At 39.2% G+C, this 13,069-nt stretch carries 10 protein-coding genes; 8 read left to right on the top strand and 2 right to left on the bottom strand.

Features of this window, described 5'->3' with window-relative positions:
- Positions 1-76: 76 nt before the first annotated feature.
- Complete coding sequence (locus FQ608_RS04975) at positions 77-2,500, bottom strand: GumC family protein (protein ID WP_158856682.1); 2,424 nt, start codon at positions 2,498-2,500, stop codon at positions 77-79.
- Positions 2,501-2,519: 19 nt separating this feature from the next.
- On the bottom strand, positions 2,520-3,320 hold the full coding sequence (locus FQ608_RS04970) for a polysaccharide biosynthesis/export family protein (protein ID WP_158856681.1): 801 nt from the start codon (positions 3,318-3,320) through the stop codon (positions 2,520-2,522).
- 341 nt (positions 3,321-3,661) lie between these two features.
- On the opposite strand from FQ608_RS04970, the gene FQ608_RS04965 reads away from it, so the two are divergent.
- The 8 genes from FQ608_RS04965 (at position 3,662) to murA (ending at position 12,895) form a co-directional block, all read left to right on the top strand.
- On the top strand, positions 3,662-5,425 hold the full coding sequence (locus FQ608_RS04965; protein WP_158856680.1) for an SLC13 family permease: 1,764 nt from the start codon (positions 3,662-3,664) through the stop codon (positions 5,423-5,425).
- Between the two features lie 8 nt (positions 5,426-5,433).
- The gene (gene cysC, locus FQ608_RS04960) at positions 5,434-6,063 is read left to right on the top strand and encodes an adenylyl-sulfate kinase (protein ID WP_262885470.1); all 630 of its coding nucleotides are present in this window, start codon (positions 5,434-5,436) and stop codon (positions 6,061-6,063) included.
- Position 6,064: 1 nt separating this feature from the next.
- Positions 6,065-6,970, top strand: a complete 906-nt coding sequence (cysD, locus tag FQ608_RS04955; protein ID WP_158856679.1) for a sulfate adenylyltransferase subunit CysD — start codon at positions 6,065-6,067, stop codon at positions 6,968-6,970.
- 115 nt (positions 6,971-7,085) lie between these two features.
- Entirely contained in the window at positions 7,086-7,241 is a 156-nt protein-coding gene (locus FQ608_RS04950) for a hypothetical protein (RefSeq protein WP_158856678.1), read from the top strand.
- A 30-nt stretch (positions 7,242-7,271) separates the two neighbouring features.
- A complete protein-coding gene (gene cysN / locus FQ608_RS04945) occupies positions 7,272-8,531 on the top strand; it encodes a sulfate adenylyltransferase subunit CysN (protein WP_158856677.1) in 1,260 nt (419 codons plus the stop codon).
- A gap of 497 nt (positions 8,532-9,028) precedes the next feature.
- Positions 9,029-9,808 carry a 3'(2'),5'-bisphosphate nucleotidase CysQ gene (cysQ, locus tag FQ608_RS04940; protein WP_199856307.1) on the top strand — a complete coding sequence of 260 codons (780 nt, stop codon included), beginning with the start codon at positions 9,029-9,031 and terminating at the stop codon, positions 9,806-9,808.
- A gap of 791 nt (positions 9,809-10,599) precedes the next feature.
- Complete coding sequence (locus FQ608_RS04935; protein WP_158856676.1) at positions 10,600-11,604, top strand: NAD-dependent epimerase/dehydratase family protein; 1,005 nt, start codon at positions 10,600-10,602, stop codon at positions 11,602-11,604.
- A 46-nt stretch (positions 11,605-11,650) separates the two neighbouring features.
- Entirely contained in the window at positions 11,651-12,895 is a 1,245-nt protein-coding gene (gene murA, locus FQ608_RS04930) for a UDP-N-acetylglucosamine 1-carboxyvinyltransferase (RefSeq protein WP_158856675.1), read from the top strand.
- The last annotated feature ends 174 nt before the right edge of the window (positions 12,896-13,069 follow it).

Genomic DNA, 13,069 nt, shown 5'->3' with positions numbered 1-13,069 from the left:
CCTTATCTATTGACATTAGAAATAAGTAGACCTCCCATTCAATAAAATGGGAGGTCTACCTGGTTGATGAGGGTTACTAATTGTTAGTCCAATTCTTTTTAGTCCGTTTAATCAGATTTTTCCACCAATCCCTCTTTCTGGGAAGCTCATCATCGTAATAGCCGGAACTGCCATAGCCATAGCCATAATTACCATAGCCGCCATAGCTTCCATAACTGTTTTTACTTTTTTGCACCCCGTTGAGAATAGCGTAAAGCTTTTTGACGCTTTTTTTCTCTGCCAGGCTGTTTATGAATTCCAGTGACTGCTTGTCTGAATAATCCTGACGAACAATCATCAGATTAAGGTCCGAAAATTTGAATATTTCGTAAGTTTCTGATACAAGTCCTACTGGAGGACAATCAAGGATTACGACATCATACGTTTCTTTTAATTCTTGAATCAGCTTTTGGAAATTATCCTGAAGGAGCAATTCCGCTGGATTGGGGGGAACAGGTCCGGAAAGCAGGATATCCAAATTATTTTCTTTAGTTTTTTTCACCATTCTCCTCCAGTCTTTGTCGGAGCTTAAATAGGTACTAACTCCCATGTCATTTACCAAGCCAAAATCATCTGCAATTCGAGGTTTTCTAAGGTCCAATCCTACCAAGATCACTTTTTTATCACTGATGGCATAAATGGATGCTAAATTTATAGAACAAAACGTTTTTCCCTCACCGGAAATCGTAGAGGTTAAAGCAAATACTAACTTGGACTGGTTGGGTGCGAGATATCCCATATTTGCCCTTAAATTTCGGAATGACTCTGTAATCATTGACTTAGGTTTATCAAAAATAACTAAGTTATTCTTATACGTGCTTAGATTAACAAGTCCAATTAATGGGATTCGCAGTTTTTTCTCCACTTCCTGGGGGTTTCCGATTTTGACGTTAAAAAAGTCTCTGACCGTTATAAAACTTAAAGGCACAATTAAACCCAAAATTATACCAATAAGATAATTAACAGTTTTTTTCGGGGCGATTGGTTGGCTACCTGACTTTGCTGAATCCAGCAATACGTTGGTAGGTGAGTTTGACGCCCGTGTAATTTCTGCTTCTGCTCTTTTTTCTAATAAGTATATATAAATGTTTTCGTTTATGGCGAATTGCCGTTGAATCCCCATCAGGTTACGTTCAGTCGCCGGGAGCTTGTTAATCTCTCGGGACGTGGTAGATAATCGTTGATTTATTTCTGATAATGATACTTCGGCATTGGCTATAGCACTTCTTATATTTTCCATCAAAGTGCTTTTTGTATTTCGTATTTTGGAAATAACTTCTCTAACGGCGGGGGCTTCAGCGGAAAAAGTTGCGGAAAGTTCAACCCGTTCACTTTGAAGCTCTCCAAGACTTAGAACTAAGGCATTTAATAGAGGATCTTGAATGCCAATAAAAGAGGGTGCTGCTAAATCCTCCAGCTGATCCTCATTCAGGTAGGTCATCACAGTCCTGTAGTAGGTAAGTGACAATTCGATAGTAGACTTTTCTCGCTCCAACTCATTTAGTCTTTCAAAAATCAGACTACCTTCTTGGCTTAGGTTAAATACCTGATTTTCTGTCCGGTACGTTTCAAGACGGTCTTCAATAAAGGAAAGGGAATCTGATATCCCGGATAGCTGCTCGTCAATAAATTTGACGGTGTTTGCTGCTGTAAGGTTTTTTTCTTGCAATTCCCGCTCGAGGTACACATCAACCAATTTGTTGAGGTAAACCTCACCTTTTTTCCTATTGTTATGCTCCAATCCCAAAATCAAAATACTACCGTCTTTGCTGAGGGGAGTTATAGTTAATGCAGCTATATATTGGTTTGCCAATGAGGGTGTATCATTAATTTCAAAAAGTACCGGGTTATTTACCTCTCCGTTAATATCCATTACCCGGAATCGATAATTAATTCCCTCTAGCCACTCACCAAACGTGTAATCGTCTTCTTGAAGTTCCAAATATTCTACTCCAGTTTTATAATTTGGATCACTTGGAGAAAATAGGGAGAATGCATCATCTTCAATAGTTAATCTATATGTATTTGAATCTTTTTTTATTATGGATAATTTACCATTCGTGAGTTGGGGGTGCTTCCAATCGACTTCTACTAAAAATGGAATATTTCCGAACATCTCTAATTCGTTGAAAAATCCCTCCTGATAATAAGTTACATTATAATTTAACATATTTAAAGTCTCGGCTGCAAGACTTCTGCTTTTGAGAATGCCAATTTCATTTTGAAGATTATTATTTGGTTTGGACAATCCAGTTCCTTCAAATATATCCGCACCTAATGTCATACCCGCTTCTTCTTTAATTAATACGGAAGACTCAATTTGGTATAGTGGAATTGCAATTTTATTAAAAATAAAGGCAAATGTTAAACCACTCGCCGCACAAATAAAAAGTAACGGCCAATACCGAAGATATTTAAATAAAATTTCCTTAAGATCTATTTCTTCTTCCGATTCTTCCATGATGTATTAATACTTTCTATTATCGTAATACCAAGTTCAATATCAATGCAGCCGCTGTGATGGAGGTTACAAATAGCTGAAGGGACTGTGCCACATTTTCTCCGGCTCCCACTTCTCTTATTTTCATCGGTTCCGCATAAATTTGGTCATTGGGCTGTATAAAATAAAAGGGGGTATGGACAATATTTCTGTCCAGTAGGTTGACCCGGTGCAGTTTGGTACCTTCGGGATATTGCCTGATCAGGAGGATTTCATCTCGTTTGGCAGTGGTACTTAAATCCCCGGCATTGGCGATGGCCTCAAAGATTGTCATTCGGTCTTGTAATACGACATATTTCCCAGGCCTTCTTACGTCACCTAACGCACTGTAACGTATCCCTCCAAGTTTGACACGCACAAAAAATTCATTTGAAACTATAAATCTACTTAATTTTTCGATAATTGCTAATTTAGTTTCAGCTAACGTTTTATTACTAACCTTCAAATTCCCAATTAAAGGTAAATCGATTTGCCCGTTCCGATCAACCGTATAACCCGTCATATAATAAATGTCTCCACCCCCTATTAGCTGCTGACTTCCCTGCATTTGTTGTTGCTTAATATTGAACAATTCATTCATTTCTTCCGAATTTGTCTGGATTTTCACATCTATGATGTCATTATATTGAAGTCGGTATTCGTCCAACGCATAAAAAATTAATGAATCTTCTGCAATTTGAGGTTGATTTTCCAAGTTTTGGAGATAGATCAACCGTTCATTGGGGACACAACTAATAGAAACCAATAGTGCGAATAAGGAGATAAACCCGATGTATTTCATGTATAGTGTGGGTTGAAGTAGTAAAAATAATAAAGAAATTAACCAAATAAGTAAACTTGTATAGACCTAGGGGGAATTTAGCTGTCAACTCGGATCGTACTGCCTTTGATGCCTTTATATTTCTTTTGGCATGCAAAGAAAAAGATTTTTTTCCAAAACAAAAACTATTATGTGGATTGCTGTTTCCTGAAAAAATATTACAGTAAAAAAATCATGCTCCAATTATTGAATACCCTACTAAAACTGTTAGCTTTGTGGTCTAAACGAAAAAGATCATCTAATGCATGCAAAATTTAGATTTGATGACCGGACACTATCTCATTTGTAATTAATTTCACTACATGTATTTTTCAGCCATACTCACCATAGCCCTGGTCGGTCTGTTGGTTATAGTGCTCTATAATGACCTTATGCGAACTGCGTTTGCGTTTTTGGCAACAGCGTTCCTTTTGCTGATTTTCCAAGTGATCAAACCTGAGGAGTTTCTGGCCGGATTGGCCAACAAGCAAATCATTGTGATTTTCCTTTTAATAGGTTTGACAGCCGGCATCCAGAAAAATATCGGCACGGGCTTTTTTTTCAAACTTTTCAGCCGGAAATTAAATCCTGGCGTGTTTCGGTTTCGAATGATGGTTTTTGTAAGCGGTCTTTCAGCCATATTAAATAATACCCCCATTGTGGCCTTTATGATTCCTTATGTCAAGGAATGGGCCGCTAAAAACAAATTCCCAGCTTCCAAATTTTTAATTCCACTGTCCTACGCCACAATACTTGGAGGAATGATTACTGTAGTAGGTACGTCTACGAACCTGGTCTTAAATGGACTTATCAGCCAATATGGGTTACCCTTGCTGGGATTTAAAGATTTTATTTTTTTGGGAGCCCTTGTGGCTGTAATCGGAGTGATTTATCTGGCAGTAGCTTCGCATTATCTACTCCCAGACAGAGAAGAGAATAAGAGTGAGATTATTGAGCATCTTAATGAATATGTGGTGGAGACTTTTGTGCCTAAGGGTTCCAAGATGATCGGTTTATCGGTAAAAGAAGCCGGGTTAAGAAAATTGAAAGAAATTTTCCTGGCGGAAATTTCCCGGGGAAACAAGGAAATCACTCCCGTATCCCCCAAAGAGATTCTATTGGAGGGGGACAAATTGTTTTTTACTGGCAATACCAAAGCCATACTTTCCCTCATCAAAGATGAAAATGGCCTTAGTTTGCCGGAGCAAAGCCATGTATTCCAAAACGACTTTTTCCAGTTGACGGAAGCTGTAGTTCCGGCAACTTCCTCTCTTATAGGAGAAAAGGTAAAAGACAGCGATTTTAGGAAGAGGTACCAAGGATCCATACTGTCCATACATCGCAACGGCGAAAAGTTGAAGGGGAATATTGGAGAAACGAAGTTTCAGGCAGGTGATTTGATTCTGATGTTAACCGGACAGGAGAATCGGCCCAATGGTCACCTTAAGGATCTTATCATCATCACCTTGGGAGGAGAAATTCAGCAGGCAAAAACAAAAGTGGGAAAACTACCTTCCCTGTTGGCAATTACAGTGCTGTTGTTGGGTATAACAGGTGCCATAGATCTATTTATGGCTGCTTTTTCGGGGATTATTATTTTATATCTGTTTAAAGTTTTAAATTTGGCCACCTTAAGAAAAGCGGTGGATTTGGACTTGCTTTTGATTCTGGTGAGTTCGCTGGCCATAGGAGTAGCACTAAAAAATTCGGGGGCGGCAAATATTCTGGTGGAATGGTTATTACAGGTTTCTCATGGATTGGACACCCTATTTGCGCTGGGCTTGTTATTCTTCATTACGTTGATTTTGACCAGTCTGATTACCAACGCAGCGGCAGTATCCATCATGTTTCCCATTGCCCTGGAAATGGGACAGCAACTAGATCAGCCACTTACCCCTTTCTTTGTGGCCATAGCTTTTGCCGCCTCAGGGGATTTTATGACACCCATTGGGTATCAGACCAACCTAATGGTAATGGGTCCCGGCAATTATAAATTTAAGGATTATTTTAAATTAGGCCTCCCGCTTACCATTATTTACACCGTAACGGTTCTGGGATTTATCAATTGGTATTACGCCATAACTTAAAATAATAGATGGCAGTAGAAATCGTTCAAGAGACTCGTACCCGCATGAATGAAAATATTCACCCCACCATTTTCAAAATAACCCAAGCCGCTCGGATAAAATCATTGGGTCAGCGCCCAATTTTGGTTTGGTTTACCGGCTTATCAGGTTCCGGAAAATCCACGCTCGCAAATGGTGTGGAGAATGCCCTTCATGTGCAGGGTATACACACCTATTTGCTTGACGGGGACAATATCCGGACTGGTTTGAATAAGGACCTTTCATTTACAGATGGGGATAGGGTGGAAAATATCCGCCGGATAGCGGAAGTGAGTAAGTTGATGCTAGATGCCGGGTTGGTCGTCCTTTCTGCCTTTATTTCTCCGTTTCGGGAAGAGCGCGAGATGATCCGAGATTTGGTGGGGGAAGCAAATTTTCTGGAAATATTCGTTGATTGTCCCATAAAGGTATGTGAGGAAAGGGACGTGAAAGGACTTTACCAAAAAGCCAGACAAGGATTGATCAAAAATTTTACCGGCATTGATTCTCCCTATCAACCTCCACTTAAACCCTTTATTACTATCAAAACTGCCGAGGAATCCCTTGTAGATTCCATCACTAAAATAACTGAATTATTAGCTCAAAAAATTAATCATTAACATGGGACAATATTATTTATCACATTTAAAAGAATTGGAAGCGGAAGCTATTTTTGTAATCAGGGAGGTCGTCTCCCAGTTCGAAAAACCTGCCCTGTTGTTCTCCGGGGGAAAAGACAGCATTGTGTTGGCACATCTGTCAAAAAAAGCATTTTATCCTTCCCGTATTCCGTTTCCCCTGATTCATATTGATACCGGACACAATTTCCCGGAAACCATCATTTTTCGGGATTCCCTTGTGGGAGAACTGGGCGTAAAGTTGGTAGTAGGCTCGGTTCAGGAGAGCATAAATGAGGGTAGGGTTCGTGAGGAGACAGGTGTAAATGCGAGCCGCAACGCACTGCAAACCGTCACCTTGCTTGATACACTTGAAGACCTAAAAATTGACGCTGCCATGGGAGGTGCCCGCAGGGATGAGGAAAAAGCCAGAGCTAAAGAGCGGTTTTTTTCCCACCGGGACGAATTTGGACAGTGGGATCCTAAAAATCAACGGCCTGAACTATGGAATCTATTTAACGGGAAAAAACACAATGGGGAACATTTCCGGATTTTCCCGATTTCCAACTGGACAGAAATGGACGTGTGGCAATATATACAGCAGGAGAATATCGCACTTCCTTCTTTGTATTTCTCCCATCAGCGGGAATGCGTGGTTCGTGACGGAGTTATCCTTGCCAAATCTGAATTTATCAAGCTTAAGCCGAATGAAGAGGTGCAACTAATGACAGTTAGGTACCGAACCTGCGGAGATATGCCCATTACGGGCGCTGTGGAGTCTGATGCGGATGATCTGGACAAAATCATCGCCGAAGTCGCAACAACCCGCACCACAGAGCGCGGCACCCGGGCCGATGACAAACGCGGCGAAACGGCCATGGAAGACAGAAAAAAAAGCGGCTACTTCTAAAAGTAACAGCAAAGAGCGCAAGGGATTACAAAGGAAAGCATAAACAAATGCGGACGATGATTTCCCGCGGATTTCGCAGATAAACGCAGAATGTTTAAAAAAAACTTTGCGGGAAATGATTTCCAGCTGTAAAGCGCAGAAAAGCATCTGCGAAGATCAGCGCGATCAGAGGGAGATTGTTTTTCCCGCAGATACCGCAGATGGGCGCATAAAAGGAATCAGCGAAGATCAGCGAGAGCAGCGGGAGAATATTTCAATCCTTTATGATTAGTAGAAACTTTAAATGTAAACTCAAGCATATATGAACATACAAGAAACCAACCAACTGTTGAGGTTTACCACGGCGGGATCTGTGGATGATGGGAAAAGTACCCTTATCGGCCGTCTTCTATACGATTCCAAGTCGATTTTTGAAGACCAGATTGAGGCTGTCAAAACATCCAGTCAAATGAAAGGCTTTGATTATGTGGATCTTTCTCTACTCACCGATGGGCTAAAGTCCGAAAGGGAACAGGGCATTACTATCGACGTAGCATACCGCTATTTTGCGACCCCCAAAAGGAAATTTATTATCGCCGATACCCCAGGGCATATACAATATACCCGGAACATGGTTACTGGTGCATCCACCGCCAATCTTGCCATCATATTAATTGATTCCCGTAAGGGACTGCTGGAGCAGACATTTCGACATTCATTTATAGCTTCCCTGCTCAAAATCCCCCATGTTATTGTTTGTATCAACAAGATGGATTTGGTGGATTACAGCGAAGAGGTCTACGACCAAATTGTCAAGGACTACAAGGCTTTCGCCAGTAAAATGGATATCAAGGACATCCAGTTTGTACCTATTTCCGCATTGAACGGCGACAATGTTGTTGACCGGTCAAAAAACATGGTATGGTATGAGGGCCCGACCCTGTTGTACCTACTGGAACATGTACACATCGCTTCTGACCTGAACCATATTGACTGCCGTTTTCCCGTTCAGATGGTCATCCGTCCCCATACCCTTGAGCACCAGGATTTCCGGGGATATGCCGGCCGGGTAGAGGGGGGCATATTCAAACCTGGAGATGATGTCAAAGTACTGCCTTCCGGATTCACATCCCGGATCAAAAACATTGAATTGAACGGGGAGGCCATTGAGGAGGCTTTTGCGCCTATGTCGGTGACAATGACGTTGGAAGATGAGATTGACATCAGTAGGGGAGACATGATCGTTCGTCCCAACAACGTACCCCATGTAGGTCAGGATCTGGATGTCATGCTCTGCTGGATGAATCAGCGACCGCTACGGGGAAGAACCAAATTAATATTGAAACACACCACGAAGGACTGCCAGGCCATGGTAAAGGAGATCTTATATAAGGTAAACGTCAATACCCTTCATCGGGAAGAAGGCGTGGAGGAACTGGCCCTAAATGAGATCGGAAGGGTAAGTATCCGTGCAGCCAATCCGCTTTTCTTTGACGCCTACCGCCGAAATCGTCAAACCGGGTCTGTAATCCTAATCGACCCGAATACCAACGAGACACTTGCTGCGGGGATGATTATATGAAGTAATTGGGAGTAGGAAAAATGAGAGTTTTAAAGTGGCTTGAGCCACAATTTATTTTAGATACTTTGAAGGACTTTTGGATTTAAAATTTCTTTGCGTTTGTCTTACAAAAGCTCAAATTTAAACCCTATAAAACGTGTTAGGTATTGTGCTTTCGATAAATTTCTTTGAAAATATGCAGGTGTAGTTTAGCTTTACATCTAAGCAGTGTGTCGGCTAGTCTGTTTAGATTGGGAGGTGCATAATTTTCTCGTCGTTTGTTCGATAAGATTTCTAGTTTTATAAATTATCAAATTAGTCAAAATGCGTCTCAAATGGGACCCATGATGCGAAGCTATATTTATTAGGTAAAGCGTACCCCAAATTTACATGCTAAAATTTCTCTAAAAGGGTTTTTGGAATGCGATAGTATTGCAGGAATGACTTAAGAGAAAATCAAAGCAGTTTTCATGGGGAGTCTTGATTTAATACTGATTTATCAAACTAAGAGTTTTTAAATGGAAACAACCAATATTAATTTGCAACAACTAACCTCTATAGCGAAAAAGGCTAGCCTGGAAGCCGGGAAAGCAATTCTTACTGTTTATCAAAACGCGGATATTGGTTTGGAGGTCAAAGATGATCAGTCACCGCTTACCTTAGCGGATAAAGCTGCGCATGATGTTATTTCTCAGCATTTAAACGTCACCGGTCTACCGATTCTCTCAGAGGAAGGAAGAACTATCCCTTATGATGAAAGAAAAAACTGGACGTACTTTTGGTTAGTTGACCCATTGGATGGAACAAAGGAGTTCGTCAAGAAGAATGGGGAGTTCACGGTGAATATCGCGTTGATGTACAAGAACAGGCCAATTATGGGTGTAATTTACGCACCGGTTTTAAAGTGGATATATTGGGGGAGTGAGGAAAATGGAGCTTGGAAGCAAGTAGGTAGCGAGGATCCAATACGTTTAGTACCACTAGAAGAACAGGAAGTCAAAACCATCGTGGCGAGCCGATCTCATTTAAATCAGGAAACTAAAGAGATTATTGATAAATATCCGGGTGCTGAAACCATTACCATGGGGTCGTCCCTAAAATTTATGTTAATTGCCGAAAACAAAGCCCAGCTTTATCCAAGACTTGCTCCTACGATGGAATGGGATACAGGATCAGCACATGGTATTTTAATTGCGTTGAATTGTCAATTGTTCCAAATGGGTGGAAATGAGGTATTAATTTATAATAAAGAAAATTTACTCAACCCGAGTTTTATTGCGGGAATTTCAAGGAATTAGAAATCTGGAAATTGCTATTTTCTTTATCGACATGAAGTTTCACGTTTTTTTAGTTGCTGGGGTTTTGAAAATGAACTTCCTTAGAAAAGCTAATTGTTCTATTTTAATCATTTCGCAATTAGGAGAACTTCAAAAACACTATAGGTGCATTTCAGTTTGGAGGTCAACCTGATAAGTTGTCCCTGTAAAACTTTTACTATCCACCGTTTGTGACCTTAAAATTGCGATTAATTCCTTTTTTTATTTAAAAAAGCTTTTCCTATATGTAAATTACAAAAAAGATTGTTTTAAATACTATTTTCTCACTTTTAATACTTTTTTTAACCTAATATAATTTTATTAATGGCTGGTAAAAAAAGAAATTACTTTGAAAATATACGACAAGCGACTAAATTTACACTATCAAATTAAACGTAGATTTTAGCCTTTGGCTTTTAAAGCTGTTGCGTTAGAATTTTTGTGATAAGTAAAATATTTTTGAAAAGACATATTCAGTCTGTTTTAATAATAAACCCTGCACTTGTTAATTTTTAAATAATTGGTTCCGTATATGGGGCTTATGGGGCGAAGCTTTGAGTATGGCAATGTTTCTCACTTTTACTTTTTATTTTCCCTATAACTTCATTTAATTTCTATGAATTAGATGGTATTAAGACATATGTTTCACCAACAATATCTTAGGTAAATTTAATTTTGGTTAATTGCTAATAATATTAATGGTGGTGTTTCTAGGCGTATTCTCTTTCTTATTAGATATACACTGCTTGTAAATTCTAAAATTAATTTATTCTATGCAAATATTAGTAACTGGATCAGCCGGATTTATAGGATTTCACCTTTGTGCAAAACTTCTTAGTGAAGGTCATCAAGTGATAGGCGTGGATAACCTTAACACATATTATGATCCTCAGCTTAAATTGGCAAGATTGGCTGAACTTGGAATTAAAGGAATACATCAAGACGAGGAGCCTTTGACAAGGGTTGATAGTGGTTTGTTTACTTTTATTAAGGCAGATATTGAGGATGACCGTTTGTGGGATCTTCTAAAAAATGAATTTGAGATTACTTCGCTCATTCATCTCGCAGCGCAGGCAGGTGTGCGGTATAGTTTGGAGAACCCCAAAGCATATATCAAATCAAATATTGAGGGATTCCTAAATGTGTTGGAATTTTGCAGGCATCAAAGTATTACTGAGCTTATCTATGCAAGCAGTTCTTCGGTATATGGATTAAATTCATCCCAACCTTTTTCAGAAACAGAAGTCTGCAATCAACCAATCAGTTTGTATGCAGCTACTAAACGATCTAATGAACTGATGGCCTATACCTATCATCATTTATTTGGAATTAGATCCATAGGCTTGAGATTTTTTACAGTTTATGGTCCATGGGGACGTCCCGATATGGCTCCTTTTATATTTACAAAATCCGCTTTTGATAAAACAGAAATTAAGGTATTTAACCAAGGAAACCAAGAAAGAGATTTCACATATATTGATGATATTGTAGCTGGCATTACTCAAGTATTTGATCGTAAGGATAAAATATTAAGTGCTGATGTTTGTAATATAGGACAAGGTAAACCTGTAGGTCTTGGCGACTTTATCAGTCAAATAGAAAAAAGCACTGGCATTGAATTGACTAAGAATTATGTAGAGGCTCAGCCAGGTGATGTACAGGTAACATATGCTGATACAGATTATTTAAGAATTAAATTTTCGTACATACCGAAAGTGAAGTTAGAAGAGGGGATAGATAAATTTGTTAAATGGTATGTAAAATATTATAATGATTAATAAAATTTTGAATTCTTTTATAAATTAATGAATAAATATTGAATACATGGAAAATACTTTAATAGTAACTAAAGGCACTTTGAATGGAAGCGTAAAAGTAAGTGGAGCAAAAAATAGTTCATTGCGTCTTCTAGCTGCCTCTATTCTCACAGATGAAAATATAGAATTGTACAATTTCCCAAATGGACTATTGGATGTACAGGTTCATTTGGAGATGCTAAAGGTTTTAGGTAAAGAATATTTTTCAAATGAAGACTACGTGAAAATTTCTGAATCTGAAGCAAAATCTACCACGGTTCTAGATTGGAAAGACAGATCAATACGCAACACATTACTTATTCTTGGGGCACTCACAGCCAGATTTGGCGAAGGGAAAGTCCCCCTTCCTGGTGGATGTAAACTTGGTGAGCGTAAGTATGATTTACATGTAATGCTTTTAGAAAGGTTAGGCGCAGAAGTATGGGAAGAAGATGATTTTTTATGTGCTAAGGCTAAAGGCGGAAGGTTGAAGGGCAATAGTATCCATTTACCTATGAGATCTACAGGTGCAACGGAGAATAGTATAATTGCAGCTTCTCTTGCACAAGGAAGTACTGTTCTGTGGAATCCTCACATTCGACCAGAAATAATGGATTTAATCGATATGTTATCCAAAATGGGTGCAAAAATTAAGGTTTTTGGCCAACAAAGAATTGAGATTGAGGGTGTACCGAAGTTGTCAGGAGTTGTTCACAGCGTCATACCGGACAATATGGAAGCCTTGACATGGGCAATAGGTTCAGTAATAACGAATGGAGACGTTGAAATTGAGAATTTCCCAACAGACCACTTGGAAGTTCCTTTGATCTTTTTGAAAGAAAGTGGTTTTAGATGGTATAAAGGTACTGATTCCGTAATAGTCAAAGGAGGTACTCCATACCCCATAGAAATAAGTACGGGCCCATATCCCGGTATAAATTCCGATATGCAGCCGATTATGGCAGTTTATGGTGCTATGTCTAAAGGTGAATCTAAAATAGTTGATTTGAGGTTTCCTGGTAGGTATGGCTATGCAGAAGAGCTTGCTAAAATGGGAATGAATTATAAGGTAGAAGGAGATTTACTAGTGATTAATGGAGGGAATCCACTTACTGGCGCTGCGGTTAAGGCACTTGATTTGAGAGCTGGAATTGCATTGCTTCTTGCAGGGCTGACCGCCGAAGGCGAGACTATAATTGAAAATTCATGGCAAATTCATCGGGGTTATGAAAATTTGTTTAAAAAACTGAAAAATTTAGGAGTTTCTATTTAAACCAATCCTGTCTATCCCTCTATTATATATTGGGGTGAAATGTCGCAATTCTTTCCTAACAGGGGAGTAATCAATAAAGTCGAAGTTATTTTAATGATATAGGGCATTTTTAACCAAAAAATACTATATCAAACCATTAGACACCCAAAAATCGTAAATTGTCTATTTTATGGT

Source organism: Lunatibacter salilacus (assembly GCF_009797935.1).
Lineage (GTDB): Bacteria > Bacteroidota > Bacteroidia > Cytophagales > Cyclobacteriaceae > Lunatibacter > Lunatibacter salilacus.
The sequence above is the reverse complement of the archived record's forward strand: the minus strand, read 5'-3'. Positions and strand labels throughout refer to the sequence as shown.

What these genes read in the sequence shown, in the direction of transcription:
- murA (WP_158856675.1), top strand. Translation starts at nt 11,651, where the DNA reads ATGGAAAATACTTTAATAGTAACTAAAGGCACTTTGAATGGAAGCGTA.
- FQ608_RS04970 (WP_158856681.1), bottom strand. Translation starts at nt 3,320, where the DNA reads ATGAAATACATCGGGTTTATCTCCTTATTCGCACTATTGGTTTCTATT.
- cysC (WP_262885470.1), top strand. Translation starts at nt 5,434, where the DNA reads ATGGCAGTAGAAATCGTTCAAGAGACTCGTACCCGCATGAATGAAAAT.
- FQ608_RS04975 (WP_158856682.1), bottom strand. Translation starts at nt 2,500, where the DNA reads ATGGAAGAATCGGAAGAAGAAATAGATCTTAAGGAAATTTTATTTAAA.
- cysQ (WP_199856307.1), top strand. Translation starts at nt 9,029, where the DNA reads ATGGAAACAACCAATATTAATTTGCAACAACTAACCTCTATAGCGAAA.
- FQ608_RS04950 (WP_158856678.1), top strand. Translation starts at nt 7,086, where the DNA reads ATGATTTCCAGCTGTAAAGCGCAGAAAAGCATCTGCGAAGATCAGCGC.
- FQ608_RS04935 (WP_158856676.1), top strand. Translation starts at nt 10,600, where the DNA reads ATGCAAATATTAGTAACTGGATCAGCCGGATTTATAGGATTTCACCTT.
- cysN (WP_158856677.1), top strand. Translation starts at nt 7,272, where the DNA reads ATGAACATACAAGAAACCAACCAACTGTTGAGGTTTACCACGGCGGGA.
- cysD (WP_158856679.1), top strand. Translation starts at nt 6,065, where the DNA reads ATGGGACAATATTATTTATCACATTTAAAAGAATTGGAAGCGGAAGCT.
- FQ608_RS04965 (WP_158856680.1), top strand. Translation starts at nt 3,662, where the DNA reads ATGTATTTTTCAGCCATACTCACCATAGCCCTGGTCGGTCTGTTGGTT.